The following is a 20,799-nucleotide window of genomic DNA, read 5'->3' on the forward strand; positions in this document are numbered from 1 at the left end:
GCGGCGTGCGGCCGCCCCTCCGCCCCGCGCCCCGGGGCCCCCCCCCCCCCCCCGGGGGGGGCGGGGGGCCCGGGGGGGGGGGGGGGGGGGGCCCCCCCCCCCCCGCCCCCCCCGACGGCCGCCCCCGAGCCGGAAGCCGCCGCTACTCGTGCGTCGCGGTGGCCGCCTGCCTCCGAGAGGCCGGCACGGTGGACCGCCCATGTCGGGGACTCGGGAGCCTTCGCAGTTTCCAGGGGCCCGAGGGCATCGGGGGCCGGGTTGTGCGGTGTAGTGCCGGTGGCGGTGGGTAGCCGCCTGGGCGAGAAGACCGGCCCGACACCGTCCTGGGACCGTCTCATGGGACCCGCCTTTGTGACCGGATACCGTGCGTGCCTGCCGTTTCCGCCGCGGCCGGACATGCCCGTCACCGAGGGGCTCGACTTCATCCGGCGCGCCCTGGCCCGGTGGGGCCTGCTCGGTCACGGGCCCCGTTGTGGTCTGCTCGACGACGTCCTCCAGGTCACCACCGAACTCCTCGCCAATGCCTGCGTCCACGGCCGCGGCATCCGTGAGCTGGTCCTCGAACACCGCCCGGGAGTGCTGCGGGTGGAGGTCAGCGATTACAGCCCGGCTCCGCCCTACCGCGGCACCCCGAGGTTCGGGTGCCCGGGCGGCTACGGGCTTCTCGTCGTCGAACGCCTGGCCACCTGCTGGGGCACCACGGCCGACACCGCCGGCAAGAGCGTGTGGGTCGAGGTGCTGACCACCCACCCGCGGTGGTGCTGACCCCCGCCGCCGACATTCCTGCCGTGGCCGTATCGCGCGAGTTCGGGTTACCGGACGCGGCCGGCGGCGCCGGGCACGGCCGAGACCTTCGCCGGGCCGACGTCACCCCGCCGCCGGGCTCCGTCGCCGCGCCGGCCTAGTCGGGAGTGCGCGGGAGCGCTCCGCACCGCCACGCTGGAGGAAGCGGCCCGTGCCCGAACCCCCGAGCGGGCGCGGGGCCGCCACCGGCAGCCCCGCGCAACACCTTCCTCCCTTCTTCCGCTGCCGCCGGCGCACCGGTGCGGGTCCGCACGGCCCCGTCCTACAGTGGTCATGCCACGGAAAAGGGCACCGCGAGGGGAGCGCAGCGATCGACAACACCGCCTTGTTCACGGTCACGGCCCGGGACAGTCTGGCCGGGCCCGTCCTGGTCTGCGCGGGAGAGCTGGACATGGACCAGGTCCCGGTCTTCAACCACGCCGCGCACCGCGCCCTGGCCGCCCGGCCGGTACCGCCGATGCTGCTGCTCGACCTGCACGAGGTGACGTTCATCGACTCGGCCGGCCTGAACGCGCTGCTGCTGACCCGGATCCAGGCCGACCGCCAGGGCACCGTCGTCCACCTCGCCCAGCCCTCGGAAAGGGTCGCGCGGCTGCTGGAGATCACCGGAGCCGACCGGGTGTTCCCCGTCGACCCGGACCTACCCGCGCCCCGCCCGTCTCGCTGAACCGCGCGAGGGGCACCGAGCGGGACGCCTCGCATGGGTGATCGCCTCGGCCACCCGCTCCAGCAGCCGGCCGGGCTCCCGGTGCCGCGGCGGTGCAGTGCCGGCCAGCTCGTCCACGTGCTGCGCCTGGTCCTCGCAGTCGGGCCTCGGCCCTGTCTTGGGCGCGGGAGCGTGGGCGGCGGAGAAGTCGTCATATCCGGTGCCCGCCGTCGGGCCCGGCAGGTCACGCGCAGCAGCGGACGCAGCGAGCAGCACCACCGCCATCGGCTGCTGCACAAACAGCAGCCGATGTAGCAAGGACAGCCTTGCTACACCACCAGGAGCAGAGACCTGTGGGTAGCAAGGCGACCCTTGCTACCCGACCGCGGGCCGGTACCGCGCCGCCGGCTGCGACTGCGATCGGCAGCGCAACCGTGCAGCCCCTGACTGCGACGGCCGTCGCAGCGCGCCGGTGAGTTCACCGAACAACGGGTGCGACGCGAGCTCCCCACCGCAGGTCGTGTGCCACGAACGCTGAAGGAGGCGTTGATGTAGGAGCTTCTGGAAGCGGTGCTGTGCAAGAGATGGAGGTAGGTCCTCCGGAGTCGCCCTGCAGGGGGAGGCTCCAAACCACCGCAGGCTGCGCCGGTTAAGTGCCGGTCGTGGTGAGCGCTGCGGGAAAAGGCGCGGCTGTGATCGCGTCAGGTATGGGCCAGGAAGGCGAACGAGAGTGAACCGCTGATGACGTGTCGTGATTGGGATCAATGGCGTCGAAACCGGGGCATGACCTGGGCCCCGGGACAAGTCTGGGGGGAGCCTGCTGACTGCCCAGATGGCGTCCGGCATGTAGGCGGCGCGAGCCTGGTCCGGGCTCTTGCATGGAACGTGGGAACCTGTCGCCCCGACACTGGCGCCGGCCTTGGAGGCCGGCGGCGAGAGGGAGATCCTCAAGCGGCCATCACCGCAAGAGGCCGAGTACCGTCGCGGGGCACGGGGGCAGACCGTCTCGTAGTAGTGATGAAGCCCGGTAACGCGGGTGGAGCGAAGGGGACGGATCGTCCTGGTCAGCTTGGTGGTCAACCGGAGTTCCCGGGAGGAGCCAGGTGAGCGGACCGAAGTCGTTCGAGATCTCGAAGCACATGGTCTTCGAGGCTTACCGCCGGGTGAAGGCGAACAAGGGCGCGGCAGGAGTGGACGGCGAGTCGATCGAGCAGTTCGAGGCTGACCTTCGGGGCAACCTCTACAAGCTGTGGAATCGGATGTCGTCGGGCTGCTACTTCCCGCCGCCGGTGCGGATGGTGGAGATCCCCAAGCCAGGGGGATCGGGCAAGGTCAGGGTGCTCGGGGTGCCCACGGTCGCGGACAGGATCGCGCAGACGGTGGTGGCCATGGTCCTGGAGCCAGGGGTGGAACCGCTGTTCCACCCGGACTCCTACGGCTATCGGCCGCGCCGCAGCGCGCTCGACGCGGTCGCGGAGTGCCGAGAGCGCTGCTGGAGGACGGACTGGGTGATCGATATGGACATCCAGGGGTTCTTCGACAACCTGGACCACGGCCTGGTCCTCAAGGCGGTGGCCCACCACACTGACCAGCGGTGGATCCTGCTGTATGTGGAGCGGTGGCTCAAGGCGCCGCTCCAGCGGCCGGACGGAAGTCTGGTCGCGAGGGATCGCGGGAGCCCGCAGGGCTCGGCGATCTCGCCATTGTTGGCGAACCTGTTCATGCACTACGCGTTCGACGCGTGGATGGCCCGGGAGTTCCCCGGGGTCCAGTTCGAACGCTACTGCGATGACGTGGTGGTGCACTGCCGCTCGCAGGCGCAGGCGCGCTGGGTGCGCGACGCGATTGCGAAGCGGCTGGCTGAGTGCGGGGGACTGCTTCTTCATCCGGAGAAGACCCGCATCGTGTACTGCAAGGACGCGCGGAGGCCGGGCTCGCACGAGCACACCTCGTTCACGTTCCTTGGGTACGAGTTTCGCGTCCGGCTGGTCAAAGCGAAGGCGGGGAACTACTTCGCCAGCTTCAACCCGGCCGTCAGCCGCGATGCTGCCAAGCGCATGAGGGCGCAGATCCGCTCCTGGCGGCTGCACCGGCGCAGTGGATCGACCTTGGTGGAGCTCGCGCGGGAGATCAATCCCGTGGTCCGAGGGTGGATCAACTACTACGGGCGCTTCATCGTGTCCGAGTTGTTCTACAGCCTCAACTGCATCAACTCCTACCTGGTGCGGTGGATCGTGCAGAAGTACAAGCGGTTCAGCGGCAAGTGGAAGCGGGCGAGAGAGGCCCTGAGGAAGGCCGTACGGCTGTACCCGGGCATGTTCGCTCACTGGAAGCTGGTCAGGCCGTGAACGACCGGACGATGGGAGCCGTGTGAATCGAGAGGTTCACGCACGGTTCTGAGAGAGCCGGGGGGTGAGATTCCCCCCGGCTACTCGCTACGGCCGGTGCGAACGGGATCGCACCCCGTCTGCCGAAGGCCTCGGCACGGCCCGCAGGCCCGGTCGCCGACGACGCCCGGCGCCACTCGCTGCGCAGCAACGCGCCCGGCCTGCTGCGTATGCGTAGCGGGCGGTCGCGGCGCAGCATGCGCATGCGCAACGGCGCCTTGCGCATGCGCAGGACGTTGCGCAGCGCGGCTGCGATGCTGCGACGGGCCGCTGCTGCCGACCGGATGCGGCGTTCCACCCCGGGGCGAAAGTCGGTGCTGTATCGAACTACCATCCCGATCATGAGTTTCTCCCCGGGGCAGAAGTCGATGGTCGTGCCGATGCTGTTCGGTGCGCCGACCTGCACCGTGTGCGGCAAGGAGATGGAGCCGAGCGCCACGGGCCGCCCGAGGAAGTACTGCTCGAAGGCGTGCTCGTCGCGCGCGGACCGGGCGCGCGAGCGCGAGCGCCAGGAGCAAGCGCTCGCTGCGGCCGCCGAAAACCCCCGGGGCGAAACTCCGCCCCTCGTCGGCCCGCCTGCCGACGGCCCGGCCGCCGGGCTGCTAGAGCTCGGCGAGGAGCTGCGCCGGCTCGACGAGCGCTTCCTCCTCCAGCTGGGGCGTGCGGAACGCGAGAGCGACGGAGCCCTTGCCCACCAAGCCCTGGGGGACCTCCTGCGTGCCGCCGACGGCCTGGCCGCGCGCCATCGCGAGCTCGCCGAGCGGATCCTGAGCACCCACCCCACCCAGACCGCCGGCCCCGGCGGAGGCACCCCGGCGGCCGTGGTTTCACCCCGGGGCGAAACCACGGCCTCGTCCGGCACCCTCGCGAGCATGGACATCCCGGTAGCGGCGGCCACGTCCGAACCGGTGCCGACGACTGGCGGCCCCGACCCCGCCGGCGGGCCCGCGCCGATTGCGCCCCGGGGTGAAACTCCCCCGCCCGTGGACCCCGTCTTGGCCCGGCCGCAGGCCTCCGTGGCGCCTGTTCCTCCCCGGGGGGAAACGCGGCTCGCCCCGCAGTCGGCCACTGCGGCGCCGATTGCGCCCCGGGGCGAAACCCCGCCACCACCGGGCGGCGAGCGGCTGCGCGGGCTCCTCGACCAGCGCCTCGCCCAGCAGCAGACCGCGCCCCGGCCCGCAGCCCAGCCCGTCCCGGCCGCGCCGCCCCGGCCCGCCGAGGTCCCCGTCCCCACCGACCCGCTGCACCGCCGTCTGCCTCCGAGCGACGTGCACGTCGCCCTCGACGCGCGGCTGTTCGGTGACTACTGGGCGCTGGCCGGCTGGACGGTCAACCCGGACGTCTACCTCGTCCTCGGCGAGGGCCACCAGGTCGGCTGGGTCGAGCGCGGCCTGGCCGGCATCGGCGGCCAGTGGGTGGCGATGCGCGAGGGCTACTTCATCGGCAACCAGGCCACCCAGGAGGCGATGCTTCACGACACCCCTGAGCAGGCCGCGTTCACCGTCCACACCGCGTACCTGCAAAACCTCTGACGGCGGGAGGCAGACCACCGGATGGGTCCGGTGTCGGAGATGGCAGCGACGCCCCGGTCGCCGACAGCGGGGCACCACCGAGCCGTGAGGTGCCCCGCCGGGGCCATCATGTCCGCCGGACGGCCTGGTCGCAGCGCGGGCACACGAGCGTGACCAGGTAGGTCGGGTACCAGCGCGAGCCGGGTCCAGGCGGCTGCCACGGATTGGTGATCATGCTGGTGGTGTCGAGGCCGCCGGCGGTCACCGGGAGCTGGTCGCCGGGTGCGTCCAGGTCGGAACCGGCCGCATGCACGGCCACCCGGTCCGGCTGATCCGGATGCTCGATGACGACGACGCCCACCACCCCACCCTGAGGCCCAGAACGGCCAGCCCGCACCCCGGGCACCCGCCGTCCGGCCTCAGGTGCCCTGGCCGGTACGGGTGAGGGCGGCCGCGAGAAGACGGATGGCGGCTTCCGCGTCGGCGAGGTCGCTATCGGCGGGCGGCACGGCCCCGAAGGAGCTGCCAGCCGGGCCGTCCTGGACACGCCAGTGGAGGACCGGCGCAAGGTGGCTGCTGGCGTCGGCGAGGAACCAGGCGAGGTGCCCATGGGTGCGGGCCACTGTCACCGCGAGCGCCGCGAGGGCTTCCCGCAGCCCGGCGAGGCGGTCGATCCGCGGCAGCTTCTCCTGCACGTCCGTCGGCCCGACCGCCACGGCGAGCGCCGCAGCGGTCTCCCGGGCAAGCGCCAGATCGCCTGTGACGGGCTCCCACTCACCCTTCGCCAGCTGACGCTGCGCCTCCTGGATGACCCGTTCGGCGGCCGTGACCATGTCCATGCGCGGCAGCCTACCGACGGGCCGTTTCGCGGCTGGCGGTCCGGCCGGGCGCGGGTGATCCCGGTCACGGACAAACCGGGAGGACAAGGCCCTTGACCAGGGCAAACCGGGCAGGACAAGGGGGGTGGTCAAGGGGTCGGACAAGGGGTGGGGTCAGGCCGCGGACAAGGGGGTGGTGTGCAGGGTCGGCCGTGCTCGGGCGCCCGCCCGGGTGCCGGGGCCAGCCAACACGCCGCCCCGGGCCGTCCTGACGGAAGGCCATCTCGATGACCGCCACCGTGCTCGCCCAACCCGACCCTGACGACGACGGCCAGGCCGTCGGCCACCACCTGGGCGAGGCCTCGCCCGGCGGTGACAACCGTCCCGTCGCCACCTCCACGGGCACCTCCGCCGCCACCTCCACGCCCCTCCCGAACGAATCCGGCGTTTGCGCTGGTCAGGCCGCCAGGACAAGGGGGTCGGGCCGTGGCGACAACCCCTCTGCCTTTGCTGTCGAAGACAGCAAAGGCACGCCGTGGAAGCGAGGATCGACCGCCCCGGTGCGCGGGCGGGTGCTGATGGCGCTCGCCGTGTTTCAGCGGGCGACCGCCCGGGAGCTGTGGCCGTTGGTGGTGCCGAACCAGCGCGTCGACCGCTCGGTGCGCGACGCGCTGGGTGACCTGGAGGAGGCGGGGAAGGTCCGCAAGGAGCTGACCCTGCGGGACGGCCGGCACCTGTGGTGCCTGACCCCGTCCGGCCGCCGGGACGCCGCCGCGCTGCTCCCGGCTGGGACGAAGCTCGCCGCGGCCCGCCCGCAGCGCGAGAAGCCGTCGGCCGCGTACTCCGAGCACGCCCTGGACGTCGCCGCCACGGCCGGGCACCTCGCCAAGGCCGGCTTCGGCTACCTGGCGGCGTACGCGACCGAGGTCGAGCACCGCCTGCCCGGCCGCCGGAGCCTGTTCGCCGATCTGGTCGTCACCGACCCCGGCGCGGACGTCCCCGTGCTCATGGTGGAGGTCGACCGGGAGAACGAAGGCAACGGCACCCTGGTCGCCAAGCTCCACTCCTACCGCGCCTGGTGCCAGCTGCCCGCCAAGGGCACGACCAAGCGCGCCTTCGAGGCCTCGCTCCAGCGCTCCGGCGCCCGCACCCACGACCTGCGCCTGTGGTCCGCCACCTATCCGCCCACCGGCCGCGAAGGCCTGCCCCCGGTCGCCCTGGTCCTGGAGGCCGGCCGCAAGCGCAACCGCCGACCCGGCGCCCCACCGCTGACCGCGGAGCAGAAGAAGGCCAAGGCGAAGGCCGACCACGAGCGCCTGCTGCGCCACATCCGCGAGATCGAGGCCGCCTCCGAACCGACCTGGCACGCACCCGCCTACCGGGGCGAGGAAACCACCGCCCGCGACTACCACCGCGCCCTGCCGGTGGTGGCCACCACCATGCCGCTGCTGCGGAAGTTCGGTGCCGGCGGGCCGATCTGGTGGCGCTTCGGCGGCCAGGAGTGGACCACCTTGATACGGGCGCTCGACAACGAGGACGGCGTCCTGCTGCTGGAGCAGCAGCAGGAGGCCGCCCGGCGGGCCCGCGAGGCGGAGCGGGAGCGGGTGGAGCGGGAGCGGCGCCGTCCGGCCTGCACCCGCTGCAAGGCGCGGTTCTCGGATGAGCGGTGGGCCGAACAGGAGCGGGCCGACACCTGGGACGACGACGGGCTGTGCGCCGGCTGCCGCCAGGCCGACGCCGCCGAGCGGGCCCGCCAGGAGGCCGAGCGCGAGCAGGCCGCCGCCGAAGCCGTAGCCGCCGAGGCCAAGCGCGCCAGCTCCTGGTGGCGCCGGACCTGATCCGCTGCTTCCTGCGGCAGGGACGCTGACGTGCGGTGGGGAGTTTGGGCACCCCCGTTGACCTGGGCTGGTGAGTTTCGCCGTCCGGCCGGTGAGTTTCCGATCCGGGGGCGGTGAGTTTGCCCGGCCCAGGCGGCCACCGGCCGGTGAGTTTCGGGGATCTGCCCAGTTCAGGGGCTGGTTAGAACAGGAGCGGCCGTTCTAACCAGCTCCTGGACTGCTCCGTCCGGGGGCCGCCCGGTTGGACGACCGGGCCGGTTGGGCAGAGCCTTCGGCATGACGACTCCTTCGACCAGCCATCGCCGACGTCGCCGCCGTCCGGCCCGGCTCGCCCTGTCCGCCACCCCCGCGCCGGTCCACGCCGAGATGCAGGCGGCACCGGCCCGGCCGCGCACGGCGGGCGAGTGCTGCCGGACCTGGAGCAGCGAACACCTCACCCCGGGCGGAGTCGTCGTCCGCACGATCTGGCACGAGCCCGCCTGTCAGACATGGTCCCGGAAATGACCGACGCCTCCCCGCAGCCCGCCCGCGTTTCCCGGGCGCGAGAGCATGGACGACCAGCACCACCCCACCGGCTCGACCGCCGCGCCGGACGGCGACCAGGCGCTGTGGGACAGCACGGTGGCCGACCCCGCCCTCGCCGGGGTCGGGATCGACGTCGTCCACGCCGGCGACGGCCGCCCGGGCGCGGTGCTGGAGCTCGCCCCGCGCGGCCTCGCGGTCGCGGTCCGCTGGCAGCCCACCGAACAGCACCCGCTGCCCGGCGGCGCCCTGTCCGTCATGGCCTGCCGCGGCGGCGGCTCCATCCCCGCCCGCCAGATCCACAACGTGATGCTCCAGTCCCACCTCGCCAACGCCGGGCTGCGCACGGTCTACGCCGACGGCCGCCTGGTCGTCGTCCACCCCGATCTGGAGATCCCGGGCCGGCCCCGCACGGCACCGGCCACCGCACCCGCCGCCTTGGTCTCCTCCGCCTCGGTCTCCGCCGTTCCCGGCCCGTCGGCCCCGGCCCGCCAGGAGCGGCGAGCGCGCGGCTGGCCCGCCCGCTGGCTGGGGCGCGGAACCAACCGATGATCCGAACACGCGACGCAGCGGCCCGTCAGGGCGGTAGCGTGCCCGGGTGAGCGAGAGCAGCAGCGCGGCCGTGCCGCGCACGACGTGGGAGTACTGCCACTCGGGGGCCGAGCGGATCGCTTCAGGTCAGCTTCTGCCCGGCGACGAACGGCACGGCCAGCTTGTGCTGCTCCTCGCGGCGGTCATCGCCGGCTGCGCGGACGAGGCGGAACTGGTCGGCGCCGAGGTGGGGCGGGTTCCCGTGGACGGCCCGGGCGGGTTGCTGGAGCTGCTGCGCTCCCGTGCGCGGCTCGCGGTGCAGGCCTGCTCGGCGCTGCCAGGGCTCGGCGCCGAGCAGCGCTCGGCACTGCTCGCGCTCGACCGCGGAGCCTTCCAGGTGGTGCAGGCGCTGGCGGACGACACGCTCGTCGGTCACCTGATGATCGCCGGTGGCCGGGCGCCCACGGTGCGCGAGGCGGCCAACGCCACGATCCGGGTCCGTGTCCTGAAGGGCACCCAGGCCGCGCTCGGCAGGGCAACCGTGGGCTGACCCCGCCGACGGGTCCCGGGCTCGGCCCAGCCCTGACACGCTGTCACACCACTGACCGGCACCGCGGCGGGGAAGGCTCCTGCGGTGACCGACACCGACCTGCGCTTCCAGCTCGGCACCACGGTGGTGCGCCGCGACGTCCATGCCGGGCGGGTGTGGACCGCGATGCCGCAGCGGGTGGTCGCCGACACCGGCCACGTGCTGACCCTGGCCTACTGGCCGGGGATCGAGAGCCTGGCGCCGACGACCTGGATCACCTCCACCCGCACCGGCGACGACGTCACCCGCAAGCAGGGCCTGGAGGACCTGGCGGCTGGCACCTGGACGCTCGGCCGCTACCGCTGGACCGGCACCGAGCTCCTCTCCTACTTCCTGGCCGGCGAGTGGTTCTCCGTGCACTGCTTCCAGGACGCCGTTACCAAGGAACCCTTGCGGTGGTACGTCAACTTCGAGAAGCCCTACCAGCGCCACCCCGGCGGCATCGACACCCTCGACCTGTGCCTGGACCTGGTCGTCACCCCCGACCTATCCGGCCACCACTGGAAGGACCGCGAAGAGTACGCCCAGCTGCGCCGCCTCGGGGTGATCGACGACCACCTCCACCACCAGGTCGAACGGGCCCAGGGCCGGGCGATCACCATGCTCGACAATAGCGCCGGCCCGTTCGCCGCTGGCTGGCCCACCTGGGCACCCGATGCCGCCTGGCCGCTGCCCATCCTGCCGGACGACGACGCGGCCACCGGCCGGTGACGGCGCCGGTCCCCACCCGGGTGTGCGCTCTGCTCCTCCACGACGGCCGCCTGGCCCTGATCCGGCGCGACCGCCCCGACGGGGTGCAGCACTCCTTAACTGGCGGCCTGGTCGAAGACGGCGAAGACCCGCACGCCGCGCTGCGCCGCGAGATCCTCGAGGAACTCGCCCTCAACGCGGACGGCCTGCCCGAGCCGCCGGTGCTGCGCTTCGTCCTGTACCCGGACATCGCCGCCGTCCTGGGCCAGGCCGTCCAGCCCAGCACCGCCGCATGCGCCCCGGTGCTGCTCCCGGCGATGACCGCCACGTCCTACCAATGGCGCTGACGTCCCTGCGTTGGGGCACCCGGAACGCCATGGGATCCTCGCGAAGTCAGCTCGTCGGTGTGCGTCTCGGGGCTGGCACAGCGTCCCACCTTCCTGAGGGATCCTGCCAGACCAACCCCGCGGCGATGGCCTGATCGACGAAGCCATCATCTACGCAGCTACACAGAACAGCGTGGTCGTCCATGACAGCCCAAAGGCCTGCCAACAAACCATGGATGCTGAACCGGTCCTCCTCAGAGGAGCCATACATGCGCGCGGCGACCGTCGTCTTCTCCTTGCCCGGCTCCTTCCACGGCACGGCGTCCTCGGCGAGGTACCGCTCCACCTGGAGCACCGCGTGCACCGGTGCCTCGGGCCCGTACACGCTGGCGTAGAACTTCACATCCGCGAGCAGCTGGGCGTCTGTCACCTGGTGGCCGCGGTACTTCGGGTCCCAGGCCCGCCAATCATCGAGCGCGCTGGCGTCCGTTGCCGCCCACAGCCGGTAGAAGGTACCTGTCGGACGCTGCTCGTGGAGAGCGAGCAGGGGTTCGCGCCTAGGTCGCTCAGCCCGCACCCGACGGGGTTTGTTGGCCTTCTGCCTGCCCATCCTCGTCCCTACCTTTCGGTACCCGTTGTCCAGATCAACGAGAGGCCAGGAAACGGGTAATCAGCCGAGTGAATGACCGGCTGACGATCGCACGCACTTCACGCGCCAGCCCCCGGCCATCCACCGGCCCGCCACCCGCGAATGGCACCGGGCGCTGCGCGACCACCGAGCCCTGCTGCTGACCGGTCCGTTCCGCAGCGTCCTGGAGATCCCCGCCGCGGCCGCCGCCGGCAAGCCCTTCCTGCTGACCACCCCCGCCCAGTCCAGCAGAGATCTGTGATCTCTCGGCCTCCCTCTCTGCCGCATGATGCCTGGGGGCTTCGACCAGGCCTGTAGGGTTCGCCGAATGCACGACCAGCACCACCGCACCGACCGGCCCGCCCACCAACCGGAGCCACAGGCCAGTACGCGAAGCCCGGCCCCACCGGCCGGTCCACCAGAGCCGGCCGACGGCGGTCAGGCCCTGTGGGACGCGACGGTCGCGGCACTCGCCGCCGCCGACATCGACATCGTCCAGGCCGGGGACGGCCGCCCGGGCGCGGTGCTGGAGCTCGGCCCGCGCGGCCTGGGGGTCGCGGTCCGCTGGCAGCCCACCGACCAGCACCTATGGCCCGGCGGCGTCCTGTCCGTCTCTGCCTGCCGCGGCGACGGCCCCGTCCCCGCCCGCAAGATCCGCAACGTGATCCTCGAATCGCACCTCACCGACGCCGGGCTGCGCACCGCCTACGCCGACGGGCACCTGGTCGTCGTCCACCCCGACCTTGTGCTTCCTGGCCAGCAGCCCCGCCGGGAGGGCACCGCTGCCCTCGAAGCCCTGGACCGGCCTGCTGCTCCCGCTCAGCGGGCGCGGCGCCGCAGGTGGCCGGCCCACTGGCTCCGCCGCTGCACCGGACGGTAAGCACCTGCCAGAGCCAGCCGGTGCGGTACGGACACGGGCTGATCGTGGCCCTGCCGGAGCACCTTCGGTCGCCCGGGAAGGCAGAACAGCGATGGAAAGGGGCGGCCCGCGCCTCGGGCCGCCCCTTCCCACCCGCCGCCTACGGTTCCGTCCACAGACGAGATCTCTGATTCGTCCGCGTCGGGAGTGCCGTCTGCCCGAGACTGGCGTGCACCCGAGCGGTGAGGAAGACGTTGATGAGCGACTGGCTGGTGTACGAGAGCGGCGAGTGGACCGCTCTGGCGAAGGACCCCGTCCCGGACGACGGTAGCGGCGACTGGTACGCGAACCTGAAGCAGGCCGGGTTCGAACGGTGGACCAGCTCCAACCCGCACGCAGGCGAGTGGACCGGGGAGGAGCTTCCGATCGAGATGACGGTGTATCACCGCTACCGTAAGGTGCCCCGCTTCGCGATCGACCTGATCGGCAACGAGGACGGCACCCTTTTCACCGCCTACGCCGCAGAGCTGCCCGACGTGATGGACCTGATCGCCCGCTGGGCGCCGGCCGTGCAGGCCTTGGCCGCAGCCGCCCTCAGCACCCCTAAGCAAGACGGCAGCCGGTGAGCGCCCGCCGCTTCACCGTCGGCAGGGCGGTGTTGACGGCCGTCGTGGTGCTCTGGTGGGCCTTCAACGTGCCGTACGCGGCGGCCGGACTGACCGCGCTCGGCACTGCCTGGCCGATCAGCTGGCTGGCCGCGATCGTTCTGCCGACGGCCGGGATCTCCTGTGCGCAACTGCTGCACCGGATCGGCACCTCAGGCGGCCCCACCGCCGGCAGTCGCCTGTTCACGGTCCTGCTGCTGTTCGTGATGGCCATCGGGTATGCGGGCGTCTCCTACCCGGTCCGTGACCCGGGCCGCCTGCCCTGGTACCTGACCGGGCTTATTGCCGCGGTCGACGTGCTGGCCGCCTATGGCCTCCCGCGTGTCATCATCGCGCTCGCCCACGCCGCCCCGGGCCGGGGCAGGACGGCGGCGTAGGCCGACTCCGCTCCGCCGACCTGCTCTCCCCGGCTGGCCGGTCAGCGGCGGCGGGCAGAAGGCGGGGCCCGAGGCAGAGGCAGAGCAACTCGGCGCAGATGGGCTGCGGCCCGGGCCGCGGATCCCCGGTGGCGCCGAAGCCGCCCCGTTGGCGGCGCAACACGGGATGCAACACGCGCAACGCGAAGGCCTCGGCCGCGCTCCGCGTTGCGCCCCTGACATGCACGAATCGTGGGGAAGGCTCGGGGCGCAACGCACTGTTGCATACCCCCGAGGGTCGTGCGGTGGGCCGACCCGGGCTGCGCCCGGCCGATGCTGCCCGGCATGCGCCCGGCTCCGAGCAACGGCCGTCAGGAACGACCGGACGGTGAACGCTACGGCGCCGCCTGCTCCTCGGCCGGGTCGTCGATGTGCGTGAGCCGGCTGCGGGCGGTGACCCGGTCCTCGCCGGACAGCGTGGCCCAGTACTCATCGGCCCACACCGCGTGCGACGCCTGCCGTTCGGCTTCCTCGAGGCGGGCGGACTCGGCCAGCTGTTCTTCGCTCAGCCCCTGCCGGGCGGCCTCCAGATCGCCGCCCCAGCTGGGCAGCGTGGCCAGGAACGCGCGGCGCTCGGCCTGCACGGCCACCAGCGCCCGCTGCGCCGCGATCAGGTCGGCGGTGTACTCGAAGGTCTTCTGCTCTTTGCCCACGGCAGGGAGTCGTACGTGCGACCGGATCCGGCGCCCGGCTGCGCCCCGCCGACAGAGTCGGCGATACCTTGATGCCCGCCCCGGACAAGTCGGCGATCCCTTGATGGCCAGGTTACGGGGAGATAACGCCACAGGTCAGAGCATTGGTGAGAGCGGGACGGACACCTTGATGCCCGCCCCAAGGTCTTCCGGGACGGGCATCAAGGCATCGGTGTCGGTGCCGGTCAGGGCGTGGTGCCGGTCAGCTCCCACCAGGGGCCCGGCCCGGCCTCGAGATCGGCGATCGACCACCACACGTCGGCGCTCGGGCCTTCCTCCTCCAGGTCTTCCAGCTTGGCGACCATGGCCGGGACGGTGCGCAGCATCTTGGCGACGTAGCGGGTGCGGGCGATGAGTTCGAGGTCGTCGGCGCGGTGGGCGAAGCCGGCTTGCCCGGTGCCGGTGAGGACGAACAGCAGCCTGGGGAAGCGCACGTAGCGGCGTTCCCACAGCGGCACGCCGCCGCCCTCGGCCTCGATGGTGCCGGGTCGCACTCCGGCCGGCAGTGGTGCGGTGGCCCAGTAGCGGGCGTAGGCGTTGAGTTTGGCGGCCAGCCGGGGCCCGCCCATGGTGCCGCGGTCGACTTCGACGAACGCCAGGTTGGTGATCCGGGCGCCGTCCGCGCCGGTGCGGCTGTAGTAGAGCAGGCCGTCCGGGCGCACGGTGCCCTCGCGGCCCTCGGCGAAGCGGTGGGTGATCTCGGGGATGAAGTCGAACGGCCCGTAGGCGTCGCCCCGGCGGCGGGCGTCGGCCAGGAACACCAGGTGGGTTCGCACGACGGCGAGCTGGTGCCACAGCGTGTACTTGAAGGCGCTCTTGTCGCCGGGCGTCCGCGGGGCGGGGATGTCCGCCAGTTCGGGGAAGGCGCCGGCGACCCTGGTCCCGTGCTCTGTCAGGTACCAGCCCCTGGCCCGCCCGGACTGAGGCAGGACCAGTTCCTCGGCCAGGCCCTCGTCGCGCAGCCGCCGCAGACGGGCCCGCATCTTCTCGATGCCCGCGTCCGGGGCGGTCAGCCGGCGTAGCTGCTCGGCGGTGGCGATCCGGAACTGGAACAAGGCGGCGAGCACGGACCAGGTGATCTCCACCTCCCGCGTCTCGCTGTCCGCCTCCGCGCCCGTCCTCGCCCTGGCCTTCGTCCTGGCGCCGTCGTTCTTCGTCATCGCAGGGGTGCCCCTTCGGCTGAGCGCGGAGCCGGGTGCTCCGCGCGGTCGCCGAAGGGAAGCCCGCGAACCTTGGTGAATACCTTGGTGAACAGCCCCCTTGGCCGCAACGATCACGTAACGGCCGCCATCAACGTTGGTGGTGCGACGGCCGCCAACGTTGGTGGACTCCTTGATGGTCCGCCTCTGGGCACCTTGGAGACTGCCGGACACCTTGATGCCCGGGGCGGACACCTTGATGACGGGCTCGGATCCCTTGATGGCCACGGCGGACACCTTGATGCCGCTCGTCCTGGCCGGTGGACCCGCCACCGCGCTGCGCTACAGCTGCCAGGCCCCGCGCAGGGGCCGCGTGTGGTCGCTGAGGGTGTGCCAGACCGCCGCGCTGGTGCCGTGCTGCTCGAGGTCGTCCAGGCGGGCCGCGCCGGCCTTCACGGTCATCAGCATCCGGGCGACCAGCGGGTGGGCATCGGCGATGCCCTGGAGGTCGCGGATACGCTGTCGGGCGGCTCGCTCGCCGGTGTCGGCCAGGACGAACAGCAGCCGCGGGAAGACGATGTAGTGCTGCTGCCAGGCCGGCAGGACGCTCTGCGCGTGAGCGGTGCGCCGCAGGTGGGGCGGGATCGGGTGGTGCTCGCGGAAGCTGGTGTAGCCGATCAGCTTGGCGGCGAGCTTCTCGCTGGCCATGGTGCCGCGGTCGACCTCGACGAACGCCCGGTTGAGAGTGCGGCCGGGCCCGCCGGTCGCGTAGTGCAGCAGGCCGTCGGCGATGACCGCACCATCCCGGCCCTCGCCGTAGCGGTGGTAGACCTCCGGCAGGAAGTCCAGCGGCCGGCACTCGTCCCCGGCCCTGCGGGCGCCGGCGACGAAGGCGGCCTGGGTGCGGGTGACAGCCAGGATGTGTCCGACCCGCAGCCTCGCCTCGGTCTTGTCCTCCGGCAGCGGCGGCGAGGCCACGCCCTCCAGTTCCGGGAAGCGGGCGGCGATCCGCGCGCCCCGCTCGGTCAGGTACCAGGCCCGCAGCTTCCCGGCCTGCGGGAGAGTGACGTCCTCGACCAGGCCCTCCTTCTTCAGCCGGCGCAGCCGTCGGCGCATCAGCTCCAGCTGGCTGTCGGGGGTGTGCAGGACGCGCAGCTGCTCGGCCGTGGCCATCCGGAACTGGTACAGCGCGGCGACCACGGCGTGGTCGATCTCGGGCGGCGTCGCCATCACGGGCTCCTCAACGTCGGTGCCCGCCGCCCCGGTGGCGGCGAGCACCCGTAGACAAGCCCGCGGTTCTCACCACTTTTCTTACCAAGATCAGCCCGTACGGTCACGATCCGACAACGGGTCCGCTAACCGGCGCGCCAACCGGTGGTGAGAACCGGTGCGACAACCGGTGTCCGCCCATCCCGGCGCCTGCGCCTGGATTCCGAATAAACGCGCAGGTCAGGCGCCGTGGTGAGTGGTCGACAAGGTGGAACTCACCACCCCGACAACCCTCTCCTTCCCCTTCCTGTCCTTGGCTTTGTGGGTGGTGGTTGGCTGGCTGGTTGGGTGGGGCGGTGGCGGTGAGGGTCGCTGCGCCTGCGGCGGGCCTTTTCTTCTCTCGCGTCCGGCTGGTGCCGGCCGCTCGCGGTGGGGCGGGGGCTGGGGCGCGTGGGCGGCCCCGGAAGGCCGCTTGGCCGCTCCCGTCGGGTTTGCCCGTCGTGTTCCTCGGGCACGGCGGGCACAGGCAGGCAGGGACGGCCGGGAGCGCTTCTCGGCGGGCACGCTCGACCACCGGGTACAGCGCGCTCGCCGAGTCGCTTCAGCTTTCCGGCAGCGAGGATGACTCTCCGCTGGAGCTATCGGAGTAGGCCGGCCCGAATACTGCTCACCCCAGGCCCGGTCACAGGCCGAGGGCGGCGCCCGCAGGCACTCCCCCCGGTCTGGTGGCCGGGTTGGCCGAGGACGGTACCTCGGGCGGGCCTGGGTCGTTGGGCAGGGATATGGAATGGACATCTCACCTCAAGGCGCTGAACGATGCCGTCGAAGCCCGGAACCAGGCGATTACGGCGGTGCGCCTGACCGACGCCCATGTGGTGGAGCTGACCGCACAGGCCGCCGCAGCCGGGGCGCCGGGCGCGTCGCTGGCCCGGGTGCTGGCAGGGCTCCAGCCTCTGCTGGCCCAGGAACGTCCCCACGTATGCGGTCCGAGTCCGGTCGTCCCGCCGGTCCAGCCCGCTCCTAAACCTCCCGGTGAGCAGGGCTGGCCGGACGGCCTTGAGAGGTACACCCTCCAGCAAGCATGGGAGCACGGCCTGCTGCCCTGGAAGGCCAGCACCACCAGGACGTACCGCGCCCGTTCCACCCGGCGCGGAATCCCGTTCCCCGAGGGCATGCAGGACAAGAAGGGGACGCACCACTACACCAAGGAGGAACTTCGTGCATGGCTCGCGGCGTGGACCGCGCCGACTCGATCCAAGAACCTCGCCCTGCCTCAGCAACGGCCCGCGTCGGAGCCGCTGACCGCACCAGAGCCCGCCTCCGCCGACTGACTACGAGCCCGCACACCTCCCTGGGCCGCAGCCGCCGACAGGGGCCCCGAGAGGGTGTCGGCTGATGCAACGAAAGGGGCGTGGCGCCGACTCCGCGCCACACCCCTCGCCCGCTCCACCCCGTGCCGCTACTCCCAGCGCATGCCGAGTTCGGTGAGCCGTGCGGCGCGTTCGGTGGGGATAGTGGCGCGGCGACTGCGGCTGTTGGCGATGAACAGGCCCAGGCTGACCTCGACGGTGGTGCCGTCCTCTAGGACCAGGGGCTCCTTGTGCTTGCGGGGGACGTTCAGGTGCCCCTCGCGGGCCCGGTATTGGGCGGCGGCGGCGAGGTTGCGGCGCTCCTTCTCCGCGTGCGTCACCTTCCCTGCTGGCTTCTGCTCGGCGGGCAGCGGCTCGATTCCGAGGACGTGCTCCAGCGCCCACTGCTGGGCGGGGACGAGCTTGTCCCAGCCGACCTGCTGGGCGCGGCCCCATCCGGCGAGGTCTTCGCCCTGGACGACGACGCTGCCCGGCGCGGCACCGGCGAGGGTGCCGCCGTCCTTGATGTGGCGCCAGGCCAGGGCGAAGCACCGCTGCCACTCCACCGGCCAGGCCGGGCACCACCCGGGGTCGATCTCGTCCAGCGCGGCCTTGCGGTCGGCGGTCAGCGCCCCCGTCCAGTCCAGGCCGGTCTCGCCGGCCTCGGCGCGGCGCTGGAGGGCTTCGGTGCGGCGTTGGGCGGTGCGCAGGTTCTTCATGATGGTTCCGACCGGTCGCCCGCCCCACACGGCCTCGTTGGGCGGGCAGGCGTGTCCGTGCTCGGCGGCGTAGCCGGCGACTGCGGTGAGGTTGTCGGTGAAGGCGGTGTCGAACGCGGACCAGATCATGCCGAGCTCGTCCAGTTCCTTGACGCGCTCGGCGTCGAGGACGTCGGCGGCCTTGTAGCGGCGCTGGTCGGCCACCCACACCCCGAGCCGGTGCCCGGACGGTGCCCGGTAGGCGTAGGGCACCTTCACGTCGCCGAACGTCTCCCGGTAGGCGAGCAGCTCCTCCAGGCCGCGCCGGAACTCCTCCCGCTCCGGCTCCAGCACACGGGTCCGCACGAACGCCGCGATCACCGCCGGGTCGCGCTGGGTGGAGAACTGGAGCAGCTGCGCCTCCCCGCTGGCGGACCGGAGCGCGTCCGGCTCCCCGGCGTGCTTGGGCTCCCTGGGAGGCCGGGTCTCGGACTGCGGCATGGCCAGGCGCTCCACGGCGGCCGCGTCGTGCGCGCGCAGCGCCATCAGCAGCTTGGACAGCCCGTCGTAGGCCCGGGAGGTCAGCAGCTGGTTGCCGTTCTCGCCGGCGCCGAGCAGGACGGGCACGACGATGGTGGCGACCTTGCCGCTGCCCGGGCGCATCCGCAGCGCCCGCCCCACGGCCTGGACCAGGTCGACCATCGAGCCGCGCACGTCCGCGAAGAACACCGCGTCGCAGTCGAAGGTGTCGACGCCCTCGGAGAGCACCTTGACCGAGGCCAGGATGTACCGCAGCAGCCGCCACCCGTCGTCCTTGACCAGGGAGGCGAACGTGCCCAGCACCGCCCGGCGCTCGGCGGAGGTGTGCTCGGCCTCCAGCCACGTCGTGCCGATCAGCGCCGGGTCCGGGTGCAAAGCGGGGTCCTGCTCCCACAGCACCCGCGCCACCTCCGGCAGGCCGGCACTCAGCGCCCGCGCCTCGGCCACCATGTGGTGGAAGGACAGCACCCTCGACAGGTCCCACTCCGAGCAGGCGGTCAGTAGCGCCGTCTGCAAGGCCGCCAGACGGGCCCCGCGGTACTCCACCGACCGATCACTCGCACCCTGCTGCTCCAGGCCCTGGAGAACGGGGTCGGATACGTCCACGCACAGGATCCGGTACGGGGCGATCACCCCGTCCGAGATCGCGGTCCCAAGCGGGTAGTCGTGGGCGACGGGCCCGTACAGCGCCTCGTCGTCCATGCTCGCGATCAGCTCGGCCGCCTCGATCCCGGCCGCCGCAGCCCACTCCCGATCGCTGTCCTTGACCGCCCACAGACGCGGGGTGGCCGTCATGAACAGCCGCCTGTCGCAGGGGATCCGGGCGTTGTCCAGGATCGCCGCCCACGGTCGCCCGGCCTGCCCGGACGTCCGGTGGGCCTCGTCCACCACGGCGAGCGAGAAGGCCGGCAGTCCGGCCTGGTGCGCCTTCTCCAGGTGGCCCAGGCCCAGGCTGGCGTAGGTGGCGAACACTGTCACCCGCCCCGGCCCGGCCGTCCACTTCACCAGCTCCGCCGGGTCGGTGGTGCACCGCAGGCCCACCGGCTGCTCGTTGCCCACCAGCGAGCAGAGGCCGAACATCCGGCCGCCGTGCCCCTCCCGCTGCCAGACTTCGACCGTCTGCTCCAGCAGCGGCAGTGAGGGCACGATCACCAGCGTCCGTTCCGCGTGCAGCCGCGAGGCGACGTGAACGGCGGTGAGCGACTTGCCCGAGCCCGTCGCGGCCCGGATCTGGCACCGTAGCCCCTCCGGCGGCACCAGACCCGACGCGGGCAGCGTCAGAAGTCGTACTGCCGCATCGCACGCCTCTTCCTGGTGCGGGCGCAATTTCTTCATCATGACGGCAATTTCCCTTTCCTGGAAATTGTGAGACGCAGAGATGAACCAGAACCGAGCCTTTTGAACGGGCCCAGCTATTCAGCGAACCCCAGGACGTGCTCCCACTGGAGCCGGGCCGCGCGCAGGTCAGTTAACGCCGCCGCCCAGTGCCGGGAGCGCCGCCCCTGGGTGCGGATCAGCAGCATCAGGGCCGCTATCCTGGCCTCTAGCACGTCCAGCTCCGCCTCCTGCTCGGCCGTCAGCGCAACGACCCCTTCCTCGGAGCCACCGTTGCCAACGGGCCCGTTGGCCAGGCCACCCCTGCCGTCCATCCCGTTTTCCTCCGCATTCTCCCAAGCCGATGACAAGGCAATCGGCGGGCCGATCTCGGAGCGCTTCCCCTGCGTGATGAGCCGGGGCGGAGCCCTTCTGACAAACCAGAGTCTAGCGGGGTGTTGTCTTTGATGCACGAGAACGGGCGAAGCCCGCCCCTCCGCCACCCCAACGAGTGACCCCACCACATGGCCACCCGTCACCAAACCACCCCCCAGGCGCGAAGCACCCCCACCCACCATCCCAGCCAGCCCGGGCGAAGCCCGGCCCCCACCCCCACCCCACCAAGGGC

General features: G+C 72.3%; 22 protein-coding genes. 14 read left to right on the forward strand and 8 right to left on the reverse strand.

From position 1 onward, the window contains the following. Positions 1 to 396 precede the first annotated feature (396 nt). The 4 genes from ACIRVF_RS42160 (at position 397) to ACIRVF_RS42175 (ending at position 5,369) form a co-directional block, all read left to right on the forward strand. Complete coding sequence (locus ACIRVF_RS42160; RefSeq protein WP_402830327.1) at positions 397 to 765, forward strand: ATP-binding protein; 369 nt, start codon at positions 397 to 399, stop codon at positions 763 to 765. A gap of 364 nt (positions 766 to 1,129) precedes the next feature. Beyond that, positions 1,130 to 1,471: an STAS domain-containing protein gene (locus tag ACIRVF_RS42165; RefSeq protein WP_402830330.1), complete on the forward strand. Its 342-nt coding sequence runs from the start codon at positions 1,130 to 1,132 to the stop codon at positions 1,469 to 1,471. Between the two features lie 1,082 nt (positions 1,472 to 2,553). Then, positions 2,554 to 3,798 (forward strand): group II intron reverse transcriptase/maturase, encoded by a 1,245-nt coding sequence (ltrA, locus tag ACIRVF_RS42170; RefSeq protein WP_402830332.1) that lies wholly within the window; start codon positions 2,554 to 2,556, stop codon positions 3,796 to 3,798. A 380-nt stretch (positions 3,799 to 4,178) separates the two neighbouring features. Continuing rightward, positions 4,179 to 5,369 (forward strand): hypothetical protein, encoded by a 1,191-nt coding sequence (locus ACIRVF_RS42175; RefSeq protein WP_402830334.1) that lies wholly within the window; start codon positions 4,179 to 4,181, stop codon positions 5,367 to 5,369. A 106-nt stretch (positions 5,370 to 5,475) separates the two neighbouring features. Here ACIRVF_RS42175 and ACIRVF_RS42180 read toward each other — a convergent pair whose 3' ends face one another. Continuing rightward, entirely contained in the window at positions 5,476 to 5,709 is a 234-nt protein-coding gene (locus tag ACIRVF_RS42180) for a hypothetical protein (RefSeq protein ID WP_402830337.1), read from the reverse strand. Positions 5,710 to 5,767: 58 nt separating this feature from the next. Further along, positions 5,768 to 6,187 carry a hypothetical protein gene (locus tag ACIRVF_RS42185; protein WP_402830339.1) on the reverse strand — a complete coding sequence of 140 codons (420 nt, stop codon included), beginning with the start codon at positions 6,185 to 6,187 and terminating at the stop codon, positions 5,768 to 5,770. A 539-nt stretch (positions 6,188 to 6,726) separates the two neighbouring features. Between ACIRVF_RS42185 and ACIRVF_RS42190 the strand changes: the two genes are divergently transcribed. The 6 genes from ACIRVF_RS42190 to ACIRVF_RS42215 all read left to right on the forward strand — a co-directional run bounded on the left by ACIRVF_RS42190 (position 6,727) and on the right by ACIRVF_RS42215 (position 10,683). Next, complete coding sequence (locus ACIRVF_RS42190) at positions 6,727 to 8,004, forward strand: replication-relaxation family protein (RefSeq protein WP_402830340.1); 1,278 nt, start codon at positions 6,727 to 6,729, stop codon at positions 8,002 to 8,004. A 276-nt stretch (positions 8,005 to 8,280) separates the two neighbouring features. Beyond that, positions 8,281 to 8,508 (forward strand): hypothetical protein, encoded by a 228-nt coding sequence (locus tag ACIRVF_RS42195; protein ID WP_402830342.1) that lies wholly within the window; start codon positions 8,281 to 8,283, stop codon positions 8,506 to 8,508. A gap of 45 nt (positions 8,509 to 8,553) precedes the next feature. Beyond that, on the forward strand, positions 8,554 to 9,078 hold the full coding sequence (locus tag ACIRVF_RS42200; protein WP_402830345.1) for a hypothetical protein: 525 nt from the start codon (positions 8,554 to 8,556) through the stop codon (positions 9,076 to 9,078). Positions 9,079 to 9,124: 46 nt separating this feature from the next. Further along, on the forward strand, positions 9,125 to 9,607 hold the full coding sequence (locus tag ACIRVF_RS42205; protein WP_402830348.1) for a hypothetical protein: 483 nt from the start codon (positions 9,125 to 9,127) through the stop codon (positions 9,605 to 9,607). A gap of 84 nt (positions 9,608 to 9,691) precedes the next feature. Continuing rightward, positions 9,692 to 10,357 (forward strand): DUF402 domain-containing protein, encoded by a 666-nt coding sequence (locus ACIRVF_RS42210; protein ID WP_402830351.1) that lies wholly within the window; start codon positions 9,692 to 9,694, stop codon positions 10,355 to 10,357. A 20-nt stretch (positions 10,358 to 10,377) separates the two neighbouring features. After that, on the forward strand, positions 10,378 to 10,683 hold the full coding sequence (locus ACIRVF_RS42215) for an NUDIX domain-containing protein (RefSeq protein ID WP_402830353.1): 306 nt from the start codon (positions 10,378 to 10,380) through the stop codon (positions 10,681 to 10,683). 46 nt (positions 10,684 to 10,729) lie between these two features. Here the strand turns inward: ACIRVF_RS42215 and ACIRVF_RS42220 are convergent, their stop codons facing one another. After that, positions 10,730 to 11,272 carry a hypothetical protein gene (locus ACIRVF_RS42220; protein WP_402830356.1) on the reverse strand — a complete coding sequence of 181 codons (543 nt, stop codon included), beginning with the start codon at positions 11,270 to 11,272 and terminating at the stop codon, positions 10,730 to 10,732. A 346-nt stretch (positions 11,273 to 11,618) separates the two neighbouring features. On the opposite strand from ACIRVF_RS42220, the gene ACIRVF_RS42225 reads away from it, so the two are divergent. The 3 genes from ACIRVF_RS42225 to ACIRVF_RS42235 all read left to right on the forward strand — a co-directional run bounded on the left by ACIRVF_RS42225 (position 11,619) and on the right by ACIRVF_RS42235 (position 13,191). Then, a complete protein-coding gene (locus ACIRVF_RS42225; RefSeq protein ID WP_402830359.1) occupies positions 11,619 to 12,170 on the forward strand; it encodes a hypothetical protein in 552 nt (183 codons plus the stop codon). A 236-nt stretch (positions 12,171 to 12,406) separates the two neighbouring features. Beyond that, complete coding sequence (locus ACIRVF_RS42230; RefSeq protein WP_402830362.1) at positions 12,407 to 12,775, forward strand: hypothetical protein; 369 nt, start codon at positions 12,407 to 12,409, stop codon at positions 12,773 to 12,775. Then, positions 12,772 to 13,191 (forward strand): hypothetical protein, encoded by a 420-nt coding sequence (locus ACIRVF_RS42235; RefSeq protein WP_402830364.1) that lies wholly within the window; start codon positions 12,772 to 12,774, stop codon positions 13,189 to 13,191. Before ACIRVF_RS42230 ends, ACIRVF_RS42235 begins: the two co-directional genes overlap by 4 nt. 374 nt (positions 13,192 to 13,565) lie before the next feature. Here ACIRVF_RS42235 and ACIRVF_RS42240 read toward each other — a convergent pair whose 3' ends face one another. The 3 genes from ACIRVF_RS42240 to ACIRVF_RS42250 all read right to left on the reverse strand — a co-directional run bounded on the left by ACIRVF_RS42240 (position 13,566) and on the right by ACIRVF_RS42250 (position 16,291). Next, on the reverse strand, positions 13,566 to 13,883 hold the full coding sequence (locus ACIRVF_RS42240) for a hypothetical protein (RefSeq protein WP_402830367.1): 318 nt from the start codon (positions 13,881 to 13,883) through the stop codon (positions 13,566 to 13,568). 224 nt (positions 13,884 to 14,107) lie between these two features. After that, on the reverse strand, positions 14,108 to 15,082 hold the full coding sequence (locus ACIRVF_RS42245; RefSeq protein WP_402830370.1) for a replication-relaxation family protein: 975 nt from the start codon (positions 15,080 to 15,082) through the stop codon (positions 14,108 to 14,110). A gap of 321 nt (positions 15,083 to 15,403) precedes the next feature. Further along, the gene (locus ACIRVF_RS42250; protein ID WP_402830373.1) at positions 15,404 to 16,291 is read right to left on the reverse strand and encodes a replication-relaxation family protein; all 888 of its coding nucleotides are present in this window, start codon (positions 16,289 to 16,291) and stop codon (positions 15,404 to 15,406) included. A gap of 761 nt (positions 16,292 to 17,052) precedes the next feature. Here ACIRVF_RS42250 and ACIRVF_RS42255 point away from each other — a divergent pair. Continuing rightward, positions 17,053 to 17,601, forward strand: a complete 549-nt coding sequence (locus tag ACIRVF_RS42255; protein WP_402830375.1) for a hypothetical protein — start codon at positions 17,053 to 17,055, stop codon at positions 17,599 to 17,601. Between the two features lie 128 nt (positions 17,602 to 17,729). Here the strand turns inward: ACIRVF_RS42255 and ACIRVF_RS42260 are convergent, their stop codons facing one another. Together ACIRVF_RS42260 and ACIRVF_RS42265 are read right to left on the reverse strand one after the other, a co-directional pair. Continuing rightward, a complete protein-coding gene (locus tag ACIRVF_RS42260) occupies positions 17,730 to 20,195 on the reverse strand; it encodes a Helicase associated domain protein (RefSeq protein ID WP_402830377.1) in 2,466 nt (821 codons plus the stop codon). 74 nt (positions 20,196 to 20,269) lie between these two features. Further along, on the reverse strand, positions 20,270 to 20,506 hold the full coding sequence (locus ACIRVF_RS42265) for a hypothetical protein (RefSeq protein WP_402830380.1): 237 nt from the start codon (positions 20,504 to 20,506) through the stop codon (positions 20,270 to 20,272). Positions 20,507 to 20,799 lie beyond the last annotated feature (293 nt).

The organism is Kitasatospora sp. NPDC101157 (genome assembly GCF_044768255.1).
Taxonomy (GTDB): Bacteria; Actinomycetota; Actinomycetes; order Streptomycetales; family Streptomycetaceae; genus Kitasatospora.

Coding starts and splice junctions, on each gene's coding strand:
- ACIRVF_RS42230 (WP_402830362.1), top strand. CDS start 12,407: ATGAGCGACTGGCTGGTGTACGAGAGCGGCGAGTGGACCGCTCTGGCG.
- ACIRVF_RS42175 (WP_402830334.1), top strand. CDS start 4,179: ATGAGTTTCTCCCCGGGGCAGAAGTCGATGGTCGTGCCGATGCTGTTC.
- ACIRVF_RS42245 (WP_402830370.1), bottom strand. CDS start 15,082: ATGACGAAGAACGACGGCGCCAGGACGAAGGCCAGGGCGAGGACGGGC.
- ACIRVF_RS42220 (WP_402830356.1), bottom strand. CDS start 11,272: ATGGGCAGGCAGAAGGCCAACAAACCCCGTCGGGTGCGGGCTGAGCGA.
- ACIRVF_RS42265 (WP_402830380.1), bottom strand. CDS start 20,506: ATGGACGGCAGGGGTGGCCTGGCCAACGGGCCCGTTGGCAACGGTGGC.
- ACIRVF_RS42195 (WP_402830342.1), top strand. CDS start 8,281: ATGACGACTCCTTCGACCAGCCATCGCCGACGTCGCCGCCGTCCGGCC.
- ACIRVF_RS42225 (WP_402830359.1), top strand. CDS start 11,619: ATGCACGACCAGCACCACCGCACCGACCGGCCCGCCCACCAACCGGAG.
- ACIRVF_RS42255 (WP_402830375.1), top strand. CDS start 17,053: ATGGAATGGACATCTCACCTCAAGGCGCTGAACGATGCCGTCGAAGCC.
- ACIRVF_RS42260 (WP_402830377.1), bottom strand. CDS start 20,195: ATGATGAAGAAATTGCGCCCGCACCAGGAAGAGGCGTGCGATGCGGCA.
- ACIRVF_RS42250 (WP_402830373.1), bottom strand. CDS start 16,291: ATGGCGACGCCGCCCGAGATCGACCACGCCGTGGTCGCCGCGCTGTAC.
- ACIRVF_RS42200 (WP_402830345.1), top strand. CDS start 8,554: ATGGACGACCAGCACCACCCCACCGGCTCGACCGCCGCGCCGGACGGC.
- ACIRVF_RS42160 (WP_402830327.1), top strand. CDS start 397: ATGCCCGTCACCGAGGGGCTCGACTTCATCCGGCGCGCCCTGGCCCGG.
- ACIRVF_RS42185 (WP_402830339.1), bottom strand. CDS start 6,187: ATGGACATGGTCACGGCCGCCGAACGGGTCATCCAGGAGGCGCAGCGT.